At 35.0% G+C, this 25,648-nt stretch carries 29 protein-coding genes, 1 other RNA gene, 1 riboswitch and 1 other annotated feature; of the genes, 26 read left to right on the top strand and 4 right to left on the bottom strand.

All coding sequences use genetic code 11. The annotated features are described in order from the left end of the window. Positions 1–7: 7 nt before the first annotated feature. From LY60_RS03690 to LY60_RS18290, 13 genes are all read left to right on the top strand, one after another. Positions 8–517 (top strand): DUF4342 domain-containing protein, encoded by a 510-nt coding sequence (locus LY60_RS03690; protein ID WP_145080180.1) that lies wholly within the window; start codon positions 8–10, stop codon positions 515–517. Between the two features lie 47 nt (positions 518–564). Beyond that, positions 565–739: a binding site (T-box leader), on the top strand. A gap of 68 nt (positions 740–807) precedes the next feature. Then, positions 808–2,202 (top strand): glycine--tRNA ligase, encoded by a 1,395-nt coding sequence (locus LY60_RS03685; protein ID WP_145080177.1) that lies wholly within the window; start codon positions 808–810, stop codon positions 2,200–2,202. Between the two features lie 90 nt (positions 2,203–2,292). After that, entirely contained in the window at positions 2,293–2,916 is a 624-nt protein-coding gene (gene ccpN / locus LY60_RS03680) for a transcriptional regulator CcpN (RefSeq protein ID WP_145080174.1), read from the top strand. Between the two features lie 10 nt (positions 2,917–2,926). Next, positions 2,927–3,736 (top strand): pyruvate, water dikinase regulatory protein, encoded by an 810-nt coding sequence (locus tag LY60_RS03675; RefSeq protein ID WP_019227095.1) that lies wholly within the window; start codon positions 2,927–2,929, stop codon positions 3,734–3,736. Between the two features lie 17 nt (positions 3,737–3,753). Further along, on the top strand, positions 3,754–4,767 hold the full coding sequence (locus LY60_RS03670) for a deoxyguanosinetriphosphate triphosphohydrolase (protein WP_145080171.1): 1,014 nt from the start codon (positions 3,754–3,756) through the stop codon (positions 4,765–4,767). A 72-nt stretch (positions 4,768–4,839) separates the two neighbouring features. Further along, on the top strand, positions 4,840–6,597 hold the full coding sequence (gene dnaG, locus LY60_RS03665) for a DNA primase (protein WP_145080168.1): 1,758 nt from the start codon (positions 4,840–4,842) through the stop codon (positions 6,595–6,597). Between the two features lie 3 nt (positions 6,598–6,600). Beyond that, the gene (gene rpoD, locus LY60_RS03660) at positions 6,601–7,767 is read left to right on the top strand and encodes an RNA polymerase sigma factor RpoD (RefSeq protein ID WP_145080165.1); all 1,167 of its coding nucleotides are present in this window, start codon (positions 6,601–6,603) and stop codon (positions 7,765–7,767) included. Positions 7,768–8,076: 309 nt separating this feature from the next. Next, on the top strand, positions 8,077–8,754 hold the full coding sequence (locus LY60_RS03655; RefSeq protein WP_145080162.1) for a tRNA (adenine(22)-N(1))-methyltransferase: 678 nt from the start codon (positions 8,077–8,079) through the stop codon (positions 8,752–8,754). Next, positions 8,750–9,529, top strand: coding sequence for a Nif3-like dinuclear metal center hexameric protein (locus LY60_RS03650; RefSeq protein WP_145080159.1), 780 nt, complete (start codon positions 8,750–8,752; stop codon positions 9,527–9,529). Before LY60_RS03655 ends, LY60_RS03650 begins: the two co-directional genes overlap by 5 nt. A gap of 10 nt (positions 9,530–9,539) precedes the next feature. Beyond that, positions 9,540–11,471, top strand: coding sequence for an NAD(+) synthase (locus LY60_RS03645; RefSeq protein WP_145080156.1), 1,932 nt, complete (start codon positions 9,540–9,542; stop codon positions 11,469–11,471). Between the two features lie 62 nt (positions 11,472–11,533). Next, an RNA gene (gene rnpB, locus LY60_RS03640) (RNase P RNA component class A) lies at positions 11,534–11,870 on the top strand. A gap of 124 nt (positions 11,871–11,994) precedes the next feature. Continuing rightward, complete coding sequence (locus LY60_RS03635) at positions 11,995–12,858, top strand: AraC family transcriptional regulator (RefSeq protein ID WP_145080153.1); 864 nt, start codon at positions 11,995–11,997, stop codon at positions 12,856–12,858. Positions 12,859–12,935: 77 nt separating this feature from the next. Continuing rightward, positions 12,936–13,061: a hypothetical protein gene (locus tag LY60_RS18290; RefSeq protein ID WP_019229329.1), complete on the top strand. Its 126-nt coding sequence runs from the start codon at positions 12,936–12,938 to the stop codon at positions 13,059–13,061. 54 nt (positions 13,062–13,115) lie between these two features. Here the strand turns inward: LY60_RS18290 and LY60_RS03630 are convergent, their stop codons facing one another. The 4 genes from LY60_RS03630 to LY60_RS03615 form a co-directional block, all read right to left on the bottom strand. Further along, positions 13,116–14,117 carry a glycosyl hydrolase family 18 protein gene (locus tag LY60_RS03630; protein WP_145080150.1) on the bottom strand — a complete coding sequence of 334 codons (1,002 nt, stop codon included), beginning with the start codon at positions 14,115–14,117 and terminating at the stop codon, positions 13,116–13,118. Between the two features lie 57 nt (positions 14,118–14,174). After that, entirely contained in the window at positions 14,175–14,798 is a 624-nt protein-coding gene (locus tag LY60_RS03625) for a cupin domain-containing protein (RefSeq protein WP_145080147.1), read from the bottom strand. Between the two features lie 132 nt (positions 14,799–14,930). Further along, positions 14,931–16,157, bottom strand: coding sequence for an MFS transporter (locus LY60_RS03620; protein WP_145080144.1), 1,227 nt, complete (start codon positions 16,155–16,157; stop codon positions 14,931–14,933). A gap of 144 nt (positions 16,158–16,301) precedes the next feature. Then, positions 16,302–16,913, bottom strand: coding sequence for an ECF transporter S component (locus tag LY60_RS03615; protein ID WP_145080141.1), 612 nt, complete (start codon positions 16,911–16,913; stop codon positions 16,302–16,304). Positions 16,914–17,023: 110 nt separating this feature from the next. Beyond that, positions 17,024–17,137, bottom strand: a riboswitch (FMN riboswitch). Between the two features lie 167 nt (positions 17,138–17,304). On the opposite strand from LY60_RS03615, the gene spoIIIAA reads away from it, so the two are divergent. From spoIIIAA to xseB, 13 genes are all read left to right on the top strand, one after another. Then, on the top strand, positions 17,305–18,237 hold the full coding sequence (gene spoIIIAA, locus LY60_RS03610; RefSeq protein ID WP_246145359.1) for a stage III sporulation protein AA: 933 nt from the start codon (positions 17,305–17,307) through the stop codon (positions 18,235–18,237). Continuing rightward, positions 18,227–18,727, top strand: a complete 501-nt coding sequence (locus LY60_RS03605; protein WP_019227082.1) for a hypothetical protein — start codon at positions 18,227–18,229, stop codon at positions 18,725–18,727. Before spoIIIAA ends, LY60_RS03605 begins: the two co-directional genes overlap by 11 nt. Positions 18,728–18,737: 10 nt before the next feature. Continuing rightward, on the top strand, positions 18,738–18,935 hold the full coding sequence (gene spoIIIAC, locus LY60_RS03600) for a stage III sporulation protein AC (protein ID WP_019227081.1): 198 nt from the start codon (positions 18,738–18,740) through the stop codon (positions 18,933–18,935). Positions 18,936–18,945: 10 nt separating this feature from the next. Further along, the gene (locus tag LY60_RS03595) at positions 18,946–19,335 is read left to right on the top strand and encodes a SpoIIIAC/SpoIIIAD family protein (protein ID WP_019227080.1); all 390 of its coding nucleotides are present in this window, start codon (positions 18,946–18,948) and stop codon (positions 19,333–19,335) included. Between the two features lie 4 nt (positions 19,336–19,339). After that, positions 19,340–20,476, top strand: coding sequence for a stage III sporulation protein AE (locus LY60_RS03590; RefSeq protein ID WP_145080135.1), 1,137 nt, complete (start codon positions 19,340–19,342; stop codon positions 20,474–20,476). Positions 20,477–20,479: 3 nt separating this feature from the next. After that, entirely contained in the window at positions 20,480–20,932 is a 453-nt protein-coding gene (locus tag LY60_RS03585; protein WP_145080132.1) for a hypothetical protein, read from the top strand. Beyond that, on the top strand, positions 20,925–21,488 hold the full coding sequence (locus tag LY60_RS03580) for a hypothetical protein (RefSeq protein ID WP_145080129.1): 564 nt from the start codon (positions 20,925–20,927) through the stop codon (positions 21,486–21,488). Before LY60_RS03585 ends, LY60_RS03580 begins: the two co-directional genes overlap by 8 nt. Positions 21,489–21,498: 10 nt before the next feature. Beyond that, a complete protein-coding gene (locus LY60_RS03575; protein ID WP_145080127.1) occupies positions 21,499–22,236 on the top strand; it encodes a SpoIIIAH-like family protein in 738 nt (245 codons plus the stop codon). 42 nt (positions 22,237–22,278) lie between these two features. Then, positions 22,279–22,677: an Asp23/Gls24 family envelope stress response protein gene (locus LY60_RS03570; protein ID WP_019227075.1), complete on the top strand. Its 399-nt coding sequence runs from the start codon at positions 22,279–22,281 to the stop codon at positions 22,675–22,677. Between the two features lie 88 nt (positions 22,678–22,765). Continuing rightward, positions 22,766–23,167: a transcription antitermination factor NusB gene (gene nusB, locus LY60_RS03565; RefSeq protein WP_145080124.1), complete on the top strand. Its 402-nt coding sequence runs from the start codon at positions 22,766–22,768 to the stop codon at positions 23,165–23,167. Continuing rightward, positions 23,164–24,132: a Kae1-like domain-containing protein gene (locus tag LY60_RS03560; RefSeq protein ID WP_145080121.1), complete on the top strand. Its 969-nt coding sequence runs from the start codon at positions 23,164–23,166 to the stop codon at positions 24,130–24,132. The genes nusB and LY60_RS03560 overlap by 4 nt, the downstream gene beginning before the upstream one ends. After that, complete coding sequence (gene xseA / locus LY60_RS03555; RefSeq protein ID WP_145080118.1) at positions 24,113–25,306, top strand: exodeoxyribonuclease VII large subunit; 1,194 nt, start codon at positions 24,113–24,115, stop codon at positions 25,304–25,306. The genes LY60_RS03560 and xseA overlap by 20 nt, the downstream gene beginning before the upstream one ends. After that, the gene (xseB, locus tag LY60_RS03550) at positions 25,296–25,496 is read left to right on the top strand and encodes an exodeoxyribonuclease VII small subunit (protein ID WP_145080115.1); all 201 of its coding nucleotides are present in this window, start codon (positions 25,296–25,298) and stop codon (positions 25,494–25,496) included. The genes xseA and xseB overlap by 11 nt, the downstream gene beginning before the upstream one ends. The last annotated feature ends 152 nt before the right edge of the window (positions 25,497–25,648 follow it).

Genomic DNA, 25,648 nt, shown 5'->3' with positions numbered 1-25,648 from the left:
GTAAACTATGGAAAATGACAATTTACAAAAAATCGACGAGATTTTAAGACGTACAAACACTGATTACTCAACTGCAAAACAAGCTCTTGATGATGCAGGGGGAGATGTTCTTGAAGCAATAATTCTCATTGAAAACATGAACAAAAGCAAAACAAGTTCTGGTCAAAATAAAGGCGAACAGCTCATGAATCAGCTCAAGGACATTTTATCCAAGGGCAATGCAACAAGGCTCACAATCAAGAAAAACAATGAAGTTATAATCAATGTTCCCATTACTGCAGGCCTTATTGGAGCTTTTATAGCACCTTTTTTGTCTGCGGCAGGAATCACAGCAGCGCTTCTTACTCAGTGTACTGTTGAAATTACTCAGGCAGACGGCAATGTTATTGACCTTGGACAAAAGGTTGATCAGGGAGTTGACGCAGTGAAGGATGCAATGCAGGATATGAAGGAAGGCGCAGAAAACCTAAAGGACGACATAACAAACACTTTCAATAAAAATAATGACGAATTTTAAAAGAAAATCTTGACATAAAAACTTTAATTTGTTACATTATAGTTAATGTTGAGACTGTGATAAAGAGGAGTAATCCATAATGATTTCTAAGAGAGCCGGAGTTGGTGGGAGACGGCAATGAATTATGGATGAAGGGAACTTTGGAGTCCTTTGTTTAAAGAGGATGAAGCAAAAGCTTCATCAAATAGGGTGGAACCGCGGAATTAATCTTTCGTCCCTATACGGGATGAGAGATTTTTTTGTATTTAATCAGTTCATCCTAATATAATATTTATTAAATGGAGGAAATCATGGCAAAAAATGAAAAAAACAAGCTGGAGAAGTTAGTTTCTCTTTCAAAATCAAGAGGTATAATATTTCCTGGCTCAGAAATTTACGGTGGATTGGCAAACACTTGGGATTACGGTCCCTTGGGAGTTGAAATTAAAAACAACGTAAAAAGAGCATGGTGGAAAAAATTCATACAGGAAAGCCCATACAATGTAGGACTTGATGCTGCTATACTCATGAACCCTACAACATGGGTTGCATCAGGACACGTTGGAGGATTCAGTGATCCTCTTATGGACTGCAAGGAATGCAAGTCAAGATTCAGAGCTGACAAATTGATTGAAGATTTCATGCATGAAAAAGGCGAATCTCAGGTTGTTGACGGCTGGTCAAACTCTGAAATGGAAACATACATAACAGAAAATAAAATTGAATGTCCTGAATGCGGCAAATCAAATTTTACTTCAATCAGAAAATTCAACCTGATGTTTAAAACATTCCAGGGGGTTACTGAAGATTCTCAGGCAGAAATATTTTTAAGACCTGAAACTGCACAGGGTATATTTGTAAACTTTAAAAATGTGGCTCGTTCCACACGCAAGAAAATTCCTTTCGGAATAGGACAAATAGGCAAGTCATTCCGTAACGAAATAACTCCTGGCAACTTTACATTCAGAACAAGAGAGTTCGAGCAAATGGAACTAGAATTTTTCTGTAAACCAGGAGAAGACATGGAATGGTTCTACTACTGGAAAGAGTATGCCATGAACTGGCTTTTGAACCTTGGTATGACAAAAGAAAATGTTCGTTTCAGAGATCATGAAAAAGCTGAACTTTCACATTACAGCAATGCAACTTCTGACATAGAGTACCTGTTCCCGTTTGGATGGGGAGAACTCTGGGGAATCGCTGATCGTACAGATTTTGACCTGAAGGCACACATAACAACTTCAGGTGAGGATTTAACATATCAGGATCCTGTTACAAACGAAAAATATGTACCGTACTGCATCGAGCCATCACTTGGAGCTGACCGTGTTATGCTTGCACTTCTTCTTGACGCATTCAACGAAGAAGTACTTGAAGACGGTACAGACAGAGTTGTTCTTAAGCTTCATCCTGCTCTGGCTCCATATAAAGCTGCAATATTCCCGCTTACAAAGAAGCTTAACGATCAGGCAACAGAACTTTACCACAAACTGCAGAAAAACTTCAATGTCGATTATGATGATGCAGGAAGCATTGGAAAAAGATACAGAAGACATGATGAAATCGGAACTCCATACTGCATAACATTTGACTTTGACTCATTAGAAGACAACGCTGTAACAATTAGAGACAGAGACACAATGGAACAGGAAAGAGTTAAAATAGATGATTTAGTTGATTTCATAAATGCAAAAATAAACTTCTAACAATTGATACTTTTAATACAATTGGATAGCATAGCTATCCAATTGTTAAATTCATTTTTATATTAACTCAATTGCTAATGAAAAGAGGAGATTCCTATTAAACTATCGGACAGACAAAATCTTATTATAGAAATAATAGAAAAACATCAGCCCATAACAGGTGAATCCATAGCTGAAAAAGTAGGCCTTACCAGAGCAACATTAAGGCCTGATTTAGCTGTTTTGTCTATGTGCGGTTTAATCGATGCTAAACCAAAGGTTGGATATTATATTTCAAACAAAAAGAACAATAAGGACATATATGAAAAATTGTCCAGCATAAAGGTTTCCGACATAAAGTCACTTCCAATAAATGTTGCAGAATCTACAAGCGTTTACGACGCTATAGTTGCTCTTTTTTTGGAGAATGTCGGGACCCTTTTTGTTGTTGAAGATGATGCCCTGAAAGGTGTAATATCGAGAAAAGACCTTTTGAAAGCAGCCATGGGCGGAAAAGACCTGAATCTTGTTCCTGTGGGTGTCATAATGACAAGAATGCCTAAAATAGTGTACTGCACGGAAGATGACACAATAGTTGAAGCAGCCGAAAAAATAATAGATAATGAAATTGACTGCATACCAATCGTTACAGAGCTTCCTAACGGCAAAATAAAGGCCGTTGGTAGAATTTCAAAGACTAACTTGACTAAAGCTCTGTTGGAAATAACCAAGTAAAGAGGTATCTATGGAAAAAATAAACATATATGCGGTTTCCGACTCAATCGGAGAAACTGCAGAACAAGTTGCAAAGGCTGTTATCAGACAATTTGAAACAGCAGAGTTTGACGTTAAAAGAATATCATATGTAAACGACAAGGAAGCAATAGACAATTTAATTGCAAAAGCATCCAAGGAAAATTCATTTATTGTTTTCACCCTTGTAGTGGAAGAACTGAGAGATTATCTAACACTAAAAGCAGCAGAATACAAAATAGGAGCAGTTGATGTCATGACGCCTATACTGGTTCCTCTTGTTAAGCAGCTTGGATTGTCTCCTAAAAATGAACCGGGGCTCTTGAGGAAGCTTGATGAAAAATATTTCAAAAAAGTTGAAGCAGTTGAATTTGCTGTTAAATATGACGACGGTAAAGACACAAGGGGAATACTTCTTGCGGATGTTGTCCTTGTGGGTGTATCAAGAACTTCAAAAACACCGTTATCCATGTACCTGGCACATAAAAATTTAAAGGTTGCAAACATACCACTTGTGCCGGAAGTGAGTCCACCTGAAGAATTGAAACTTATTTCTCCTAAAAAGATTATAGGTCTTACTTTGAATGTTGATAATCTTAATAAAATAAGAAAAGAAAGACTCAAGGCAATGGGACTTAAAGATACTGCAAATTACGCAAGCATGGAAAGAATTTTTGCTGAACTGGATTATTCGGAAAAAGTTATGAAAATGCTTAAATGCAAAGTTATAGACACAACAGACAAGGCTGTGGAAGAAACGGCTTCTATAATACTTGATTACATAGCAGACAGTAACAAATAAAAATAGAAGGTGATGTAGTGAATATAATAGAGAGATACGAACAATTTGAATTGGATCATTTATCGGAAAATGCTGCTAAAAGCAGATTTTCTAAAGGTAGAGCAGTTGCAGAACCTCAATGTGAAATCAGGACTGATTATCAAAGAGATCGAGACAGAATTCTTCATTCAAAGGCCTTCAGAAGGCTTAAGCACAAAACTCAAGTTTTCTTGTCTCCGGAGGGAGACCACTACAGAACAAGACTTACACACACACTTGAAGTGTCTCAGATATCAAGAACCATAGCAAGAAGTTTAAATCTCAATGAAGATTTGACAGAAGCAATAGCTCTTGGACATGATTTGGGACACACCCCATTCGGTCATACGGGGGAGAGAATATTAAATCAGCTTTGCCTCACTGGTTTCAAGCATAACGAGCAAAGTTTAAGGGTTGTTGATTTTCTTGAAATAAGAAATGATAAACAAGGACTTAACCTAACATATGAAGTCAGGGACGGAATTTTAAATCATCCCATGGGATACAAGGCTGCAACATTGGAAGGTCAGATTGTAAGCATATCAGACAGAATTGCGTACATAAACCACGACATAGACGATGCTTCCAGGGCAAACATCATAAAGCCCGGCCAAATACCGGAAAAGTTTTTAAATGAACTTGGTTCCTCTCATGGTCAAAGAATAAATACCATGATACTTGATGTAATAAACAACAGCATGGACAAAAACAAAATAATAATGAGCAAGGGTGTATATGATCTCACTAAGGAGCTTCGTGATTTTTTGTTTGAAAATGTGTATTACAACAAAATAGCAAAGAGCGAAGAAGACAAAACAACGTTCATTGTTACAAAAATATTTGAGTACTACATCAACAACTTTGACTGTCTTCCGGAATTTTATCTTAAAATATACAAGGACAATGATTTTACAAAAAGTGAAATAATAAAAGATTACATAGCCGGAATGACAGACAGATATGCAATGAAAGTTTTTGAAGATCTTTATATGCCAAAACCTTGGAAACAATAATTAAAATATTAGTTGACAAGCTTATTTTGTTGTGTTATAATTTGTCTTCAATGTAAAGATAATGGTGATATTATGCCCTATAGATTAGATTCGGATGTAATCAGCAGGATTTTGGAACAAAATAATATTGTAGATGTTATTGAAGAATATCTGCCCCTGAAAAAAGCAGGTGCAAACTACAATACAAATTGCCCGTTTCACAAGGAAAAAACACCTTCTTTTATTGTGTCTCCAGACAAGCAGATGTTTCATTGCTTCGGATGCGGTGAAAGCGGAGACAGCATTAGTTTTTTGACTAAATATAAGAATTACACTTTTGTGGAAGCTGCTGAATATCTTGCAAGAAGAGCAGGTATAATACTTGAGGAAACAAGTTCCTCTAAAAATGAAAACAAAGAGCTTTCCGACAAGCTGTATAAAATAAACAGAGAAGCTGCAGCATACTTTTACAGAAACCTGAGAAAGTTTCCCCACGTGGCAGAATACTTAAAAGGCAGAAAAATTGATGGTGATGTAATAAAAAAGTTTGGAATTGGTTATGCTAGCAGTGAATGGGATAATTTGCTAAAATATTTAACCGGCAAGGGATTCAACGAAAAAGACATTTTAAAAGCCGGCCTCATCATAGAAAAGAAAACCAAGAACAATTATTACGACAGATTCAGAAACAGAGTGATATTTCCCATATTTGACATAAAAAACAGAATAATAGGATTTGGAGGAAGAGTTCTTGATGACTCACTTCCAAAATATTTGAATTCACCAGAAAGTACTATTTTCAGCAAAGGCTACAACCTGTACGGCATACACCTGGCAAAGGAAGCTGTAAGGGATAAAAGCTTCATACTGGTTGAAGGATACATGGATGTCATAAAAATGCACGTACATGGTTATGACACAGCCGTTGCTGCACTTGGAACAGCGTTGACCGAAAATCAGGTAAAACTCATGAAAAAATATTCAAAAAGTTTTTATCTGGCTCTTGATTCAGACAACGCAGGGCAGACTGCTGCCCTTAAGGCAATCAACATCTTCAAGAAGAACAACCTTGAAGGAAGAGTTGTCATAATACCTGGTGCAAAGGATCCGGATGAATTTTTGAACAAATTCGGCAAGGTTAATTTCGACAAATTACTGGAAAATTCTTTAGATTATTATAGCTTTTTAGAATTCCATTATAAAGAATTTTATGAAAATTCTAACAAAGTTGAATATATAAATAAATTTTTTGACAACATAGTAAATGTAAGCAGTGAAATAGAAAAAGAGCTCATATTTGAAAAACTATCAAGTAAAGTGGGTGTTTCCAAAGAGTCTATAATAAAAGAATACAATAAGAGAAGTACTAAACAAGGAACTTTTGTTAAAGCTGCTCTGCCTGAAGAAAAAAAACAGGCAGTAAAAATCACTACATCACATGAAGAAGAGCTGGTCAGACTAATACTTATCAATAACGATTTTGCATATCAACTGAAAGAAATAGTCAATGAAGACACCTTTAAGGACTTGAAATACTATCAAACATTCAAAGAGATGTATGAATGCAAATTAAATGATAAGAGTATAGATAAAGACAGCCTGAACGATATGATAATGGATAATATGGATGTGAGTGTTTTTCTGCAGAATGACGATGTTGATTATGATAATTTAGAGGCTTATTTCAAAGATTGTATTAAAAGACTTAAAATTAAATATTATGAACAAAAGAGAACAATATTGACAGAAAGTTTAAAACAATCTGAAAATTCAGCAAACAGCAAGGAAATTATGAATGAAATTTTTAGCCTCGCTAAAAAAATTAAATCAACTAAAGAGGAGGTTAACTAACCCATGAGTGAAAATAAAAATCTGGCAAATATAGATGAAGAATCAGACAGAAATGCAGAAGTACTGCAGAAAATTGATTCTATAAAAAATAAGTTAATTGAAAAAGGCAAGAGAAACGGCTTTATAACATATAAGGAAGTTTTGAGATCTTTTGAAAAACTAGACATTAACCCTGAATTTATAGATGATTTTTACAAACAGGCAGAAGACAATGACTTGGAAATCCTTGGTTTTCAGGATGACATGATACTTGAAAAGGTAGATGACACTGAGGATCTTGAAATAAAAGATGACCCGGACTTTTTTGTAAGCCAGTCCGATGATGACATTTTGAAAGGGGTAAACATAGACGACCCTGTAAGAATGTATTTGAAGGAAATAGGAAAAGTCCCTCTCTTAAGCGCCACAGAAGAAATTGAACTGGCAAAGCGCATGCAGGACGGAGATGAAGAGGCAAAGAAAAGACTGGCAGAAGCAAATTTAAGACTTGTTGTAAGCATTGCAAAGAGATATGTAGGAAGAGGAATGCTGTTTCTTGACTTGATTCAGGAAGGCAACCTTGGACTCATTAAAGCAGTTGAAAAATTTGATTACACAAAAGGATTTAAATTCAGCACATATGCAACATGGTGGATTCGCCAGGCAATAACAAGAGCTATTGCTGACCAAGCAAGAACTATTAGAATACCGGTTCACATGGTTGAAACCATAAACAAACTTATTAGAATCAAAAGACAGCTTTTGCAGGAATTAGGCCGTGATGCTACTCCTGAAGAAATAGCTCTGGAAATGGAAATGGAACCTGACAAGGTTAGGGAAATACTTAAAATTGCTCAGGAGCCTGTGTCCTTGGAAACACCAATAGGAGAAGAGGAAGACAGCCATTTGGGAGACTTCATTCCTGATGATGAAGTTCAGGCTCCTTCTGATGTGGCAACATTCACACTGTTAAGAGAACAGCTTTCAGCTGTGCTGTTTACTTTGACGGACAGAGAACAAAAAGTACTGAGGCTTAGATTTGGTCTTGATGACGGAAGAGCAAGAACTCTTGAAGAAGTTGGGAAAGAATTCGACGTAACAAGAGAAAGAATAAGACAAATTGAAGCAAAAGCTCTGAGAAAATTAAGACATCCAAGCAGAAGCAAGAAACTGAAAGACTATTTGGAATAAAATTGCGAGCAATTTTATTCAGTGAATAATTAAGAATGAAGAATTATGGAGCAAATGGAATGTAGACATTCCATTTGTTTTCTATTTATTTAAAAAGAATTTATTCTTGAAAAAAATTATGTTGATTACAAAGTTACATTCGACATTGTCATTCTGAGGCGCAGCCGAAGAATCTTATGTTTTTAACAAAGATGAGATCCTTCACTATCGTTCAGGATGACAGCGTCAAAGTTTATCAATAGTCTGATTTTTTCTTCGAATAAATTTTTACAATAACTCTTAATTCTCAATTAACAAAGCGGAGGCGTTATGAACCGATTAGAATGTATTAAATCAATGTGTATAAAGTGCGGTACTGCTGCGGACATTGGTACAGACCATGGTTATGTGGCAGAAATGCTGCTCTCTGATGACACATGCCAAAATGTCATTGCAACAGATTTAAATCACGGTCCGTTAAAAAGGGCTACGGAATATCTTACAGCAAAAGGATTATCCCACAGGTGTGATTTCAGACTTGGAAGCGGACTTGAAGTCCTTGGTGAACATGAAGCTGAATTATTGATAATAGCAGGAATGGGAGGAGATTTAATTTCAGGAATTATTGAAACTTCAAAAATAACTGCACTTAATGCTCGTGAACTTGTTCTTCAGCCTATGTCAGCAGTTGAAGTATTAAGAAAATATCTGTATGAAAATGGATTTGTTATTGAAGACGAGAAAATTGTTAAGGAATACCACCACTACTATTTTATCATAAAGGCAATACCGGGTGCAGCTGAAAAACCAGATGAAATTTTTTACGAGTTCAGCAGCCATCTCATTGAAAAGAAAGACCCTCTCATGCATGAATATCTTAAAAAGGTTCTTAAGACAAATGAAAATATAATTGCAAGTATTGAAAAAAACAGCAATGAGGAATATAATGAAAAAATAAATGTACTAAAAGATAAAAACAATAAAATAAGGGAGCTGATGTCTTATTAAATTTCATGAAATTATTAAATTGCTGGAAGACTCTTTAAAGTTGAAAAAACAGGAAGATTGGGACAACAGCGGACTGCAGATAGGCAACATGGATTGTAACATAAAAACAGTTATGTTAACTCTTGACTTGGATTTAAATGCTGTAAAATACGCAAAAGACAAAAATGTTGATTTAATTCTTGCCCACCATCCATTTTTGTTTGATTCCATAAAATCAATTGACTTAAACAGTTATGACGGAAAAATAATCAAATTATTAATTCAAAACAACATAAACGTATACAGCATGCACACGAGCCTCGACATGGCTGATATGGGAGTAACCCGGGCTTTAGCTGATATATTAAACATTAATAACTGCAGTGTTCTGCATGAGATAAATGAAGACGGCAGCGGTTACGGCGGCGTTGGAGACATAGAAGAAACAGGAATCCTAGAATTTACAAAGAAAGTTAAACAATCACTTAACTGCAGCATGATAAAATTATACACACCGGACAAACATTTAAAAGTAAGCACGGCAGCATTTTGCGGGGGAAGCGGCAGCGATTTTATTCCTGATGCAGCAAAAAAAGGTGCCCACGTGTACATAACAGGAGATATTAAATATCACCAGGCTCAAACAGCTCTTAAAAATAATTTATGCATCATAGATGCTGGGCACTATAACACTGAATTTCCTGTGATGGAATTGATAAAAGCGAAAATTGAGAAACATTCTGATCTTAATGTTATAATTTATGAAACAAACACTGTAGAAGAAATAATAATATAGAGGTAATGACATGAAAAGCTTTGAATACATTAGAGTAGCAGCAGCTGTGCCTGCTGTAAAAGTGGCAGATCCGGATTATAATGCTAAAGAAATCGCTGAAATGGCCAGAAGAGCAGCAGTAATAGACAAGGCAAAAGTAATTTTGTTTCCTGAACTCTCTGTTACAGGTTACACTTGTGCAGATTTGTTCAATCAAAAAACACTTATTTCAGGAGCAGAAGAAGCACTTGTTACATTACTTGAACAAACAAAAGACCTTGATGCTGTCATAGCTGTTGGAATGCCTGTGAAGGCAGACAATCAGCTTTTTAACTGTGCCGTAGTTTTCACAAATGGTAAAATTCTTGGAGCAGTTCCCAAGACATACATTCCAAATTACAATGAATTTTATGAAAAAAGATGGTTTGCTTCTTCAATTTCAAGAATAAGCAGCCGTGTCATGTTATGCGGACAAAGTGTTCCTTTCAATGAGAACATTCTTTTCAAGGACAATTTATCAAATTTATGCATTGGAATAGATGTCTGTGAGGATTTATGGGTCAACATTCCACCAAGCTCCTTTCACACTCTTCAAGGCGCAAATCTTATATTGAACATGTCTGCCAGCAATGAAACCATAGCTAAAAATGATTACAGAACAGATATTGTGAAAGTTCAGTCTGCAAAATGCATCACTGCTTACGCATATTGTTCTGCAGGACAAAGTGAAAGTACAACTGACGTTGTATTTTCAGGACACGCAATAATTGCTGAAAACGGAGCTATATTAAAAGAAAACAGATTTTCTGATGAAGATAGTATTGTGATTTGTGATATTGACCTTGAAAAACTCATGAATGATCGTGTGAAATTCAACACATACATGGGTAAGAACAACAAACTTGATTATGAAAATATTTATTTTGATCTTGGATACAGCGAAAATGAAAAAATAGAAAGATATATTGATTCAAGGCCATTTGTTCCTTCAAACAGGGAAGAAAGAGACAAACGCTGCAAAGAAATACTAAACATTCAATCAACCGGACTATATCAGCGAATGAAAAAAATCGGTTCGCAAAAATCTGTTGTTGGAATATCCGGTGGACTTGACAGCACTCTTGCTCTTATTGTTACTGTTGAAGCCTTTAAAAAGCTCCACCTGCCATTAAAGAACATCATTGCAGTAACCATGCCGGGTTTTGGAACAACAAGCAGGACATACAACAATGCTGTTACCCTCATGAAAGAACTTGGGGTGACACTGAAGGAAATTTCTATAAAGGATGCATGCATTCAACATTTCAAGGATATAGAACACAGTATGGATGTTCACGATATAACATATGAAAATTCCCAGGCAAGGGAAAGAACACAGATTTTGATGGATATTGCAAACAAGGAAGACGGAATAGTTGTAGGAACAGGAGACTTGTCAGAGCTTGCACTTGGATGGTGCACATACAACGGAGACCACATGTCCATGTACGGAGTAAACTCAAGCATTCCTAAGACTCTGGTAAGATACCTTGTTAAATGGTATGCTGATGAAGAAACAGAAGGGGACATAAAGACTGCGCTTCTTGATGTGTGTGATACACCTGTAAGCCCGGAACTTCTGCCTCCTGACAAAGAAGGAAATATTCAGCAGTTCACTGAAAAAGCAGTTGGTTCATACGACCTTAATGACTTTTTCCTATACAACATGATGCGTAATGGCTATGAGCCTGAAAAAATATATTTTCTTGCAAGAAAAGCATTCAAGGGTGAATTTTCTGATGAAGTAATTCTTGAAACTCTGAAGAAATTCTACAAAAGATTTTTTACTCAACAGTTTAAACGTTCATGTATGCCTGATGGTGTAAAAGTTGGTTCAGTATCTCTTTCCCCGAGGGGTGACTGGAGAATGCCAAGCGATGCTTCATACAATCTGTGGCTTAAAAAACTTGATAACTTAAAATAATAAATGACAGTAATGGTTAATAATTCATTTGACAACAAATGAAAAATACTGTATTATAACATAGAGTAAATTATACAGTCGCATGCAGCAATGCATGAGGAAAGTCCGAGCTCCACAGAGCAGGGTGCTGGGTAATACCCAGTGAGGGTGACCTTAAGGATAGTGCAACAGAAAGAGACCGCCGCGCAAGCGGTAAGGATGGAAAGGCGAGGTAAGAGCTCACCAGCAATTAGGCGACTAATTGGCTATGTAAACCCCACCTGGAGCAAGACCAAGAACGGACCGTAGAGTGGCTGCTCGTCACAGTCCAAATGGTAGGTTGCTGGAGTCTGCCGGTAACGGCAGGCGTAGATAGATGACTGTTTAATACAGAACTCGGCTTATGTATTTACTCACCAAAACGAACTTAAACACTCGATTGTTATCGGGTGTTTTTTAATATATCCGATAATTTTTGTAGTAGAAATGTCGAGCATTAATAAAGTAGCTTTGGTATTATGTAGACATGAAAAGGAGGGAAACAATGCTAAAAGAATTAAATCAGGTGATGGACTATATTGATGAGCATTTAACAGATGATTTATCTCTTGAAATAATTTCCGAATATGCCGGTGTTTCTGATTATCACTTCAGAAAGATATTTTTTTATCTTTCAGGTATGACTCTTAACGAATATATCAAAAACAGAAAATTGTCAGAAGCAAATAAGGATTTGTTAAAGGGAGAAAAGGTGACAGATGTTGCATATAAATTTGGATATCAGTCATTGGACGGCTTCACAAGAGCATTTAAAAAATGGAGTGGATTTTTACCATCCGATGTAACAAAAACAGGCGTTAGCAAGTCATTTCCTAAGCTTTCATTCATAATAACCGTTAAGGGAGGAATATCTATGGAATTTAGAATTGAAGAAAAACCAGCATTTAATCTAGTGGGAGTGAGCAAGCGCGTACCCATGCAATTTGAAGGTGTCAACAATGAAATTTTAAAACTTGCAATGAGCATAACAAAAGAACAAAAAGAAGAAATGCATTCTCTGCAAAACATGGAGCCTTGTGAAATTGTCAATGCTTCTTATGATGCAGATGCTGACTTTTTAAAAGAAGAGGGGGAATTAACACACCTCATAGGTGTTTTAACAACTGAAAATAATATAAGTGAACATTTAGATATAGTGCATGTAGAACCATGTACCTGGGCCGTATTCCCAAATGAAGGACCGTTTCCTTCCACATTACAGGAAACTATGGCAAAAGTATATTCTGAATGGCTTCCTTCTTCAAATTACGAGGTTATTAATGTCCCAACATTTTCTTTTACTAAAATGGATGAGAAATTAAAAGATTATGCTTACAGCGAAGTCTGGATTCCTGTGAAGAAGAAATAAATTACTATGATTCTATGTAACAAGAAAAACCACCACTCATATAATAAGTTAAAATAATTTATTTGGGAGGTTTAAACATGGGATGCAACAGAGATAATATAGGCGGAATAGGCGGATTTTTAGGAGATGGATCAACATTGTTGTTTTTCTTCTTGCTATTGGTTGTTCTATTTTGCATGTGTGACAACGGAATTTGTGATTAGTTAAATAAAAGTCCGAGATTTCTCGGACTTTTTTATTTTATCATTTAAAATTTTCTAGATAACCTTAACAACATCATACATTTCATTTAACAATTTTGTGGCAGCAGGAAACGGGTTCATTACTGTCCAGAAGCTTACTCCTGCCAGACCGTATTCATTTACAAGTTCAAGCTTTGCTCTTAAGCTTCTTTCATCTTCAAACCATACTACATGCTGTCGTCCCTGACTATCCGTATATTCATAAAATGGTGTTTGAGCAGTTTCATCAAATTGGATTTGTGCTCCGACGCTTGCCGCTCTTGCTACTGCTTCCGGATTTGAAAGATTTTCAGCAACAGATTGCCCCTGTACAAATGGCAGTGTCCAATCATAACCATAGTTTGGAATTCCCATTAATATTTTATTGGGTGGTATCTGAGTTATGCCGTACTCCAGTACCTGTCGCACATTGTTTATGGGAGCAACAGCCATAGGAGGACCGTAGGTGTAGCCCCATTCATAAGTCATCAGAAGCGATAAATCTGCTGCTTCTCCAAGACCTCTGTAGTCATGACCTTCATATAACAACCCCGGTTGTTCAGTGTAAGTCTTTGGTGCCAGAGCAACCAATGTCACAGCTCCTATGGGATTAAGCCTTTGCTGCATCTGCCTTACTAACTCTACATATTCGTCAGCATCATCAGCAAACAAAAACTCGAAGTCAAAATCCACACCATAATAATCCTTTCTTATGACAGTGTTGAAAATATTATTTATCAATCTATTTCTTGAAACTTCATTATTTAATACATAGCTGGCCAGTTCATTGCTGAAATTTCCAGCTTCATCTAACGGAGTCAATGTCATGATAGGCGCTACGCGGTTTCTGTATGCTGTCTGTATTAAACTCTCGTCAAATAATGGAATCAAATCTCCATTTCTGTTAAATCCATAACTGAAAGAAGATACATATGTCATGTTATTTGTCCATTGCTGAAAAACCGATTGATTGATAAATGGGTATGCATAACCGTTCACTATTATTGGTCCGTATTGTGAAGCTCGTATATTATACATTTATTTACTTCACCTCCTCTTATAAGATATGTTGCAGGTAGTTAAATTGACAATATTTTAATGGCTGTGATTTTCTTCAGCAGCCATTGCATCTTCTTTAGTTCTATGGACTGTGCCGTAAGGATGCTGAGGGGGAGCATAAATAGAATATAACTTAAGCGCCTTTGTGCCTGTATTTAAAATATTGTGCCATTTGCCTGCAGGTATTATAAATGCAAAATCCTCGAACACATCCTCCTGGTAATCCAAGTTATTCTCATTATCACCCATTTTAACAATTCCCTGACCGTCTTCTATTCGAAGGAATTGATCAAGCTCAGGATGAATTTCAAGTCCTATGTCTTCACCTGGATTTATGCTCATGAGAGTAAGCTGCAAGTGTTCACCTGTCCACAATACAGTGCGGAAATTTTTGTTTTGCGTTGTAATTTCTTCAATGTTCACTGTGAATGGTTCAGGTCCATAGTCCTTCATTTCTTTTTCTGTTTTTGCATAATGTGCATTTTTCTTTAAATCATATTTTTCGTAAACACTGGGAATATACTGATTGTAATAATTTGAATTTATTGGAGTTGTATCTCTGACATAATCATTAGTATATGAATTGTAAGATGTAAACATTGTGTTTCTATTTAAAGATGGTGCATTAAAATTTGGATTTCTATTAAAAGTGTTGTTCATATAGTTCTTCCTTTCATACAATAATAATATATCATATGACCAAATTGACAGAATGTGTCGTATTAATGCTAAAAGACAGTGAGATGTGACTATTAATTTCAATAAAAAAGCTGTTATAATAAACAGCTTTTTTTATTTTGCAGTTATAGTTTCAGGAACATGGGATAAAAATTTCTTTGCAGTTATTAGAACAGTTACAAGTATTATACATGCTGCAATAGTCCAGATTATTGGTATTGAAACATAGTTTATTATAATGCTGTAAATAAGAGACCCTGAGAGTCCTCCGATTTGAAATATGAAAGAATAAACCGAAAGCACACTGGCTCTTATTTCATTTGGAACTTCACCGTTTAATATTGCTCCTTCCGGTACACTGGCCATTCCAAACATCATATAAATAATCGAATAAAATCCAATGAAGGGATATATTTTTGTCTGCAAAGATGTAGCCACAAGAAACAATGACATCATAAGCCTCATGAACAAGTACAATTTTTTTGAATTTAATTTGTGTTTCTTAATTAATTTGTTAGAAGCAATGCTTCCTACAGTTGCAGCAGCCAGGTACAAAAATGCCATAACACCCAAAAGTCCCATCATGTTATCATTAGGGAGAAGTGAAATAAAATGCGGCTGCCAATAAGTTTCAAGGGAACTCAGAAAAATTCCTGTTGCAAAAACAGATATGAAAATACATATGACTGTTGTGTTTTTCATCACAAGATTAGAGCTGTTAATTACGTGCTGTTTGATTGAAATTCTCTCTGTTTTTTCCGGTTTTTTTGTTTCAACAATATATATCATAGACATAAAAGAGACAAGAAGTGATAAAACAATTCTTACAATAAGGTTTAAATCATACACGCCTAAAGAAGGGAAGTATAGAGCAGCAATTTTAGGGAAAAAACCTCCTGAAACAGCACCTGCTGAAAGGCCCAGTGCTTCAAGAACTGAAAGTCTTGTTGTTATGTTGTGAAGGTGATCTTTTCCGTTGTGTTCTATGTAATAATCAATAAATAAAGCGTCAAAGGAACCGGAGGCCAGGGCTTTGCTGATACCATAAAACATAATTCCAAGGCACATAAACAAAAAACCTTTTCCAAACAATATTATTATAAAACCTATGGTTGAAATAATAAGTGAAAGACTGAAAGTTTTTTTTCTCCCAAACAAATCTGCCATGATTCCTGTTGGAAGTTCCAGCAAGACAACAGTAAAAGCGTAAAATCCTAAAATAATAGACAGGTTGCTAAGCGTTGCGCCTTTTTCAATCAACAGAAGACTGAGTACAGGAATCAAAAGTCCTGACAGATAAAAATTAAGGAAGTATAAAACCGAATAAATTTTTATTTTCATAAGAATTCCTCTCTATTTATAAATCATATTCATGATAACGTTAACCAACAATTAATTATAATATTAAATGTGCTTTGCAGTCAAGAAAAATAAAGCAACAAAAAAAGCCGCATTTTTTAATAAACGCGGCTTTAAATCATATATTTATTTGTGCAGTATCGGTGATATTCTTTTGTAAATGAGTAGTACAGCTGCAGACACTACAATTCCTTTGAATACATTGAAAGGAACGACTGCATAAAGTACAAAAGTTTTTAAATCTGTAATTGCAGGGTTAATCGCTTTTCCCATTTCTATGAAAGCCTGAACCGGAGCTCCGTACACTTTTGAATAAACAGGGAGAAGCAAGTAATAGTTCATGAATGCTCCAGCAATTGCCATTGCCAGTGTTCCTGCTATAAAGCCTATGATTGCAGTTTTATAAGATTTATTATGTTTGTAGATAAAACCTGCAGGAATAACCAATGAGCATCCTATAATAAAGTTTGCAAGTTCGCCTACACCGCCTGTATCAGTTCCGTTTAAAACAAAGTTAATTAAAATTTTTACCAGTTCAATTGCAGCTCCGGCAGCAGGTCCTAAAGCAAATGCTCCTAAAAGAACAGGAACCTCACTGAAATCCAATTGATAAAAATTAGGGGCGAACCACAGCGGGAAGTCAAACAACATTAAAACTGTTGCCACTGCTGATAATACACCTACTTTTGCTATTACTTTAGCACTTCCTCTTTGATTTACTGAAATTTCACTTTTCATTATTTTCCTCCTTGTGCCATGCACCATATAAAGATTGTCAGAGAATATAAAAAACCTCTGAAATCTTCAGAGGCCTAAATGTCGATAGTAATTTGCTCACAAAATGCAAGTAATCTCTCCTACCATCCAGACTATACTGTCGGTCCTGGAATTTCACCAAGTCAACCTTTCGGCTCGCGGACTTTACCGCCGGTCGGGAATTTAACCCTGCCCTGAAGATATTTACAAAGTCATTATACCATTAATTTTTCATTTGTAAACACATTTTACAAAAATAATTTGATTTTTTAATTTAAAACTATCTCTTGTTATATAAATTTATATATACATTTTATCATAAAATCAATTAAGCATAATATTATAGATTAAGAGGACAAGGATGGAGATGAAAATGAACAGCATTTTAAAATTATTGGGAAACAACATAAGAAACATAGTGTCCAAGCAGTCTGAGCTAATTGAAAGGGAAGCCGTTGAAATAAGGCTTCGGGTCAACAGCCCTGTGTTTATAAAATTTATCAGAAATGAAATTTTTATGGATAATGGCTTGAGGCTCAGCAAAAAAGACATTGATGAAACAATTTCTATCGTAACAAAAAACTCGATTCATGCTTATGAAAAGGAAATAAGAAACGGATACATTACAGTGGAAGGGGGACACAGAATTGGTCTTGGAGGTGATTGCATCTATGAAGGTGATTTATTCAAGGGTTTTAAAAACATAACAAGTCTTAACATTAGAATTGCAAGGGAATTTCCCGGATGTTCTAAGAATTTTCTAAAATTTTTCGTCAGTTCAAAGCAAAATATTTTCAACACATTGATTATAGGTCCTCCCATGTCGGGCAAGACAACATTCATAAGAGATGTAGCTGCAAATTTAAGCGATGGATTCTCAAATCCTCATTTTGAAGGCTGCGACATATCGATCATTGATGAAAGGGGAGAAATATCATCTGTGTTCGGAGGTGTTCCACAAATGTATGTGGGAAGAAGATCTGACGTATTGTCCTACTGCATGAAAAGGGAGGGTTTCTTTATGAGCATAAGATCTCTTTCTCCAAAGGCAATAATATCAGACGAGCTAGGGTCCATGGATGACTTTGAAACAGTGCAGTATGCTTTGAAAAGCGGCGTTAACATAATCACAACAGCTCATGGCTTCAGCCTCGATGATGTGAAAAAAAATATTTATATGAAAACAATTTTAGAAAATAATTTTTTTGACAGAGCAGTGATTTTAAAAAGTTCAAATAAACCAACCGCCGTAAAAGAAATCTATGATTTGCAGAGAAATAAGGTGATATACAGTGATGTGGGCTAAAAGCACCATATTTGTTCTCATAATAATATCAGTTAAATTCATTTTCAAATATATAAACGACTCCGGGGACAAAATTATTGCGCGAATGAAGGAACTGACGGAGTTCACTGAATATTTGAGAATTTATTCCTGTCACATGAAAATGTCAATAGGTGAAATATACGATCAATACGACTTCAAAAGCAATGAAGTCAAGAAAGTTTGCGAAAAAATGATTGAATCTCTTGAAGAAAAAACTGGCAGAAGAGATTATTTAACAATGATTGGAAATGTTTTGATGACTCCAGATGATTTCAACAGACATTTTGCCGAAGTAGTTGATTTTTACGGGAGCACCTATTCGGATATTCTTGACAAAAAGCTTTTATACACAGTGAACGAAATGGAGAATTCAATGAAAAAACATGAAATATCAAACAGTGAGAAGAAAAACCTTAACAACAGGATATCATTGCTTGTGGGATGCCTGACTGCTGTAATTTTGATTTAGGAGGGGAGCTATGGATGTAGATTTAATTTTTAAAGTTGGTGCAATAGGTATTGTAGTTGCAGTATTTAATCAGATTTTGGCTAAAACCGGAAGGGATGAACAGGCAATGTTTGTGACGCTTGCAGGCGTCATAGTGGTAATGACTCTCATAGTTGGAATGATGAATGATTTGTTCATGGAGGTTAAATCAGTATTCAACTTGTATTGATAAAAATGATATGTTGCTTGCTAAAATAATATTCATTGCAGTTATAACAGTAATATTGAGCATTACCATTTCAAAGTTCAATCCTGAGTTCAAAGTCTACATTACTGCAATATTCGGAATACTTGTGGTTTACATACTGTTTCGGGAGCTCAGAACCTATGTCCTGGAAATTGTAAATCTGTTTAACAGGTATAACCTGAAGACCGAATATTTCAGCACCATATTAAAAATTGTGGGAATAGCGTATATATGTGATTTCATATCACTCCTTTGTAAGGATTTAAGTTATGAATCCGTAGGCAAGAAGGTTGAAATTGCAGGAAAAATAATAATACTAATCTATTCCATGGATGTTATAAAGATTTTCCTAGATCAAATACTTCTGCTTGTTAACGGGTGATGAAATGAAAAAAAAAATAATGGTTTTAATTCTGGTTTTGATCTTGTGCTTAACAAAGACAACATACGCAAATACTCTGGATGAAGCATTGGATAAAGTTCCTGTTCATGAAATTGAGGAGTATATAAACAGCGGAAGTTCATACTTTAAAGACAACAACATAGAAATAAAGGACATCATAAAAAAAGCTTTCAAAGGAGAACTTGAAATAAGCCTGAAGGATTACATCAGGTATGAGCTTGAAAACAAAAGGAATTTTTACAGGGATTTGTTAAAAACCGGAATGAACGTAGTAGCAATTTGCATGCTTTTAACCATAATAAAGTATTTTGCAGATGAAATAAACAATCAAAGTGTCTCAGATATTGTGGTTTTATTTTCCGTAATAATAATATTCACAATAATATTGAAGGATGTGCTGTCCATAAAGGACATGCTTAGAAATGATTTTTCAAGCTTCAAGATCATTACAGAAGAAATGAATGCCGTGTTTATGGCCGCAATGCTCACATTCGGTAAACTAAGCATGCTGCAGTTCTTCCAGACATCACTTAATTATGTCATAGGAATAACAACACAGTTTGTATACAGCTTCACGGACATAGTTACTGTAATAATGATTGCTGTAATTCTTGTAAACAACATGAGTAAACTCATAAACATGAAGCTTTTTTATGGGGCATTAAAAAAGGTTACGCTCTTAATTTTGTCCGGTTATATGATTATTGTTGTCATAAATTTTTCTGTACAAGGATATATATTATATAAAACGGATAATATTTTTATAAGTTCCATAAAAGCACTTAGCCCCTCGGCTGTGCCTGTTATAGGAAGTGCAGTGACAAATTTCTTCGGAGTGTTTTTAAAAAGCATATTGATGATAAAGGATGTACTTGGTGTTGTAGTGATTGTTTTCCTCCTGACGGCATTTGGAGGTTCTCTTGTAAAAATTGCGCTTGCACTTGTTTTGTACAAGGCAGTGGGAGTTCTTACAGAGCCGTTCAATGAAAATATATCCAAGCTTATTTATGAGATGGCAGACTTGTTTTACATATACCTCATATGTCTTTTAACTCCCATAATCATTGTGACTGTTTATTATTCCATTTTACTAAACTATATGAATAACATATTCGGGTAATCTATGAAAAGTACAATTGTAAACATACTGGTATTAATATTGATGTTCAACCTTATCATGATAATTTTTCCTGAAGGCAAGACACAAAAATTTTGCAGAATTTCTTTAAAACTTTTTATCATGATTTATATATTGGACAATATATTTCTTAATGGAAGCATTAATTTAAACTTATTGGATATGCCTGATATTTCACCGGATTATCAGAGGGAAATGAGCATACAAAACATTGACCCTGAATTCATAGAGAAATTAAATCAGGATTTTTATGAAGGAGAAGAAGTGATTAAAAACATTGAGCTGAATTTTACAGGAAACATGGATATTGATGTCTTGGTAACAACAAAAGGGCTTATGAGTACCGACACAACAAAAAAAATAAAAAAAGACATAGCTGAAGTATTTAAAATCAGTTCAGATAATATAAGAGTTACATCAGGAGGAACATATGAATAATTTTATTAAAATGTTTAAAGACAACAAAAATCTTAAATATGCGGTAAACATATTTATATTGCTTGTTATCATTTCTTTGATACTTAATTTTGACACCACGAAAATAACAGGTAATTTCTCCGATGCAAAGACAGTTTATGTGAACACTCAGGAAATTATAACAGACAGCTATGTACAATCATTGGAAAAGAGGTTAGAAGAAATACTGGGGAAAATAGAAAATATGAAAAGCGTCGATGTCATGATTTACACAAAGAAAACTCCGGAAATGGAGCCTGTTTATGATGAAAACATAAGCAATGAAACAAATATTGAAGTGAACAGCGACGGTACAAGAAGAGAGGTGAAAAGTGAGACCAGACAAAGTCAAGTTGTTCTGGGAGGCGATAACCAAGTAGTGGAAAAAACTTATCAATACCCTGAAATTTCAGGAGTTTTAGTAGTTGCAGATTATAGAGGAAGTAAAGATATTTATGCTGTTCTGGCTAACAGCGTAAAGACTTTATTAGATATCAAATTAAATGATATTGAAATAATTTTATCAGAAATGAACTAAGGGGGTAATTATGATTATGAAAAAAGAAACACTGGTTTTTATAACTTCTTTGGCAATAATATTTATTATTGGCTATGTGAATTTGACCATGTCTCCGAAGGACACCTTTGATGCTGATGACTACGCACAGGTTGTAGCACCAGGGGCAGATACACTGGAGGAAGACATTGCTGAATTTGTAGAAGGCGAAGAAAATACCGCAGGTGAAGAAGTTGCAGAAGATGAAACTCCGGTTGAAACTTCTGAAGGTGAAGCTGTAAAAGAAGACTTTGAAACTGCTGAATCAGAAGATACTGAAGAAGAATCAAACTATGAAATTCTTGGTGATATAACTGACATTACAGACATGAATTCAGCTGCAGCTTCTTCTACAGGCATTTTAGATACACTCAGTGCCAGCTTTTCAAGTTTCAAGCTAAATAAAGAAAAGAAAAACATGGACGTTGTTGATCATCTTGAAGAAAGCATAAGCAATGCTTCAATATCTGAAGATACAAAAAAACAGTTTGAATCACTTCTTTTAAACAAGAATTCTTACATAGAAGCGGAACAAAATATTGAAATAATGCTTCAGTCTAAGGGATACAATGAGACAGTGGTAATAGTAGACTCTGACACTGTAAAAGTTGTTACAAATGAAACTATTGAACAGGCTGACGCAACAAAGATTCTTGATGTAATAGTTTCAGAAACAGAATATACGCCTTCTCAAATAAAAATAGTGAAATTTGATAATATTGATTTGTAAAAATTTTCAACTTCTGATATACTGATTTAAGGAGGTGCTAATATGAATAATGAAACTTTTGAATATGGCCAGGTAAAGATTTCTGACGATGTTGTAATAATCATTGCTGGTATTGCAACCAGCGGAGTTAAAGGCGTAAGTACTGCCCGCACGGGTGTAGCTGAAGGAATTTCAAACTTATTTTCAAAGAACAATTACTCTAAGGGAATAAAAGTAGAAATAAATGAAAATACTGTTGTTTTAGACATTTTCATAAATGTGGAATATGGCTACAAAATCAGCGAGGTAGCAAAAGAAGTTCAGGCAGCTGTTAAAAAGGAAATAGAAACAATGACAGATTTGCAAGTGGCTTCCGTTAATGTACATGTGCAGAATATAATACAGGAAAAAGAAAAAGATAAAGAAAAAGAAATTGTTGAATCTGATTTAACAATTGAATAATATAACAATATAGATTGACAATTAATAATTGTCAATCTATAATTGTTTGTTACATTAGCATTTTGTTACAAGAATTAACGGAGGAAATATGAAACGAAAAGATACAAGAGAAGAAGCAGTTAAAATAGCATATTGCATGGATGTGAACAAGGAATTTGACAAAATCTGTCCGTCCAGATATGTTGAGCATTTTGAACTTGATGATGTGGATATGGAATATCTCAACAAAACAATAAGTGACATGATTGATCACATGGATGAAATTGACAAAAACATTACTGATAATTCAAAAGATTGGAAAATAACAAGGATTGCTAAGGTAGATCTTGCGGTTTTACGAGTTGCTCTTGCTGAACTATTATACAATGACAGCATTCCAGACAGTGTTTCAATTAATGAGGCTGTTGAAATAAGCAAGAAATATTCAAGCGATGATTCACACAAGTTCATCAACGGAATTCTCGGCACAGTTGTAAGGAACAAGAAATGACAGAATATGTGCTTGGCATTGACACAAGTGCATACACCACATCTATTGCATTGGTTGATGCAAATAATAATAAAATTGTTGCAGACAAAAGAAAGGTTCTTCTGGTTCCTTTTGGACAAAAAGGTCTCAGGCAGCAGGACGCAGTTTTTCAGCACCTTAAAAACTTCCATGAGCTATACGGAGAAATAGAAACAGATTTTAAAAACATTAAGACTGTTGCCGTTAGTTCAAGACCAAGAAATATTGACGGATCGTACATGCCCGTGTTCACAGTTGGTCAGAATTATGGAAAAATAATTGCCAAAACCTTAGACTGCAGCTATATTGAGTATTCTCACCAGGAAAACCATATTGCTGCTTCTTTATTTAACGGCTATAAATCTATTAATGATAAAATACTTGCCATCCATATGTCCGGCGGAACAACAGAATTTTTAAGTGTTAAGAAAGCTCACAAGGGATATTCTTCTGAAATTCTCGGAGGAACAAAGGACATAACATTCGGGCAGCTCATAGACAGAATAGGAACCATGATGGAATTCCCGTTTCCTTGCGGCATTCACATGGAAGAATATTTGGAAAACAAAAAAACTGATGTCATAATCAAGACTCCTGCTATAAGAAAAGAGCCATACATCAACTTGTCAGGTATGGAAAATTATTACGGCAATTTGTACACTCAAAAAAATTATTCAAAACAAGACATAATTATTTCCTTGTTCAATTATGTTGCTCAATGCATTTTAAACATCATTGAACAGATAAAACATGAATTTGACTTTGAAAATATCATCATAGCCGGCGGTGTAGCATCAAACAGCACAATCAGGAATTTGATTTTGGAAAATCTTAAACATGAATACAACATAATTCTTCCGGAAAGGCAAAATTCATCTGACAATGCTGTTGGAACAGCATTTCTTCCCATTATAGACAGGTGGTACAATGAAATTAAAACCTATTAAAGTTTCTGTATTAAACCAGTATATCAAAAAGTATCTCATGAGCAACTCAATTTTAAATAACCTCAGAGTAGAGGGGGAAATATCAAACATAAGAATGAGCAAGACAGGCTATACTTACTTTTCCTTGTGTGATGAAACTTCCTGTATTAATTGTGTTGCTTTTTTTACTGATGAAATTTCAAAAAATGGAGATAAAATAATTGCCGAAGGAGAACTTTCGGTTTACGAACCAAAAGGAACATACCAGCTTGTTGTGAGAAACATTGAGAGAGTTGGTTTAGGGAAAATTCTTCTTGATCTGGAAATGCTGAAGGAAAAATTAAAAGCCCAGGGAATGTTTGACCGTAGCCGAGATATACCACTATATCCGGCAAAAATCGGAATCATAACATCAAAGTCCGGTGCTGCAATTAAAGACATTTTAAAAACATTTGAAACTGTAAAGTCAAGCTTCGAAGTTGTTGTTTACAACGTCTTGGTGCAGGGAGAAAAATCAAAAGAAAATATAATAAGCGGAATAAAATACTTTAATGATACAAAAGCAGATGTAATTTTAATTTCAAGAGGCGGAGGAAGCTTCGAGGACCTTAACGTCTTCAATGACCTTAAAGTTGCCGAAGAAGTATATAAATCTGATGTTCCCGTTGTAACAGGTATAGGGCACGAAACGGACCGAACGCTCACTGATTATGTGGCTGATGTGTACTGTCACACACCTACTGCTGCAGCAGAAAGAATTATAACAGGCTACAAGGATATTGAAGATAGACTGAAAAGACTGGCGTCTTCCTTGAAACAAGGTACATACAACATGCTTAAACTAAAGGCAGCAGATTTAAAATCGTCAAAATACATCATGAAAAGTTATCTTCCTGTTGAAAATTTATATAAATTGAAAATGGAGCTTGAATCTTACAACAACATAATGAAAAATTCTGCAGTCAGAAGGCTGAAGGACTTGAACTTTGAACTTAATATTTTACATGAAAAGCTATCAGTGCACAATTACCTGAATAAGCTTGAAAAAGGATTTGCCATGGTTTCTGATGAAAAAGGAAATGTTATAAAAAATATTGATCAGGTTGTAATTAATGGAGTAATTAACTTAAGATTTAAAGATTTCAAAGTACAAGCAGAAACATTACATGTGCAGGAGGTGCAAAATGAAGGATAAATACGATAGCTTTGAGAGCGCTTTAGAAGATTTGAAACGTATAGTACAGAATTTTGAAAGCGGCGAAGACATATCCATAGACGAACTGCTTAAGAATTATGAGCAGGGAATGAGTGCTTATTCTTATTGCAGCAGAAAATTGGAAGACACACAAAAAAAGATTAAGATAATTGATGAATCTTATGAATAAAAATAAAGTACGTCATACAAAATGATGAATAAAATGTAAATATTATTAAAAATATTAATTGATATTTATTAATCACTATGCTATAATTTTATTGAATTGTTCCTATATTTGTTTTTTTTTGCAGAATAATTATGTAAAGTGATGGAAGGGTA

It is taken from the genome of Sedimentibacter saalensis (assembly GCF_007830175.1).
GTDB lineage: Bacteria > Bacillota > Clostridia > Tissierellales > Sedimentibacteraceae > Sedimentibacter > Sedimentibacter saalensis.
This window is presented reverse-complemented; position numbering and strand designations above follow the sequence as displayed.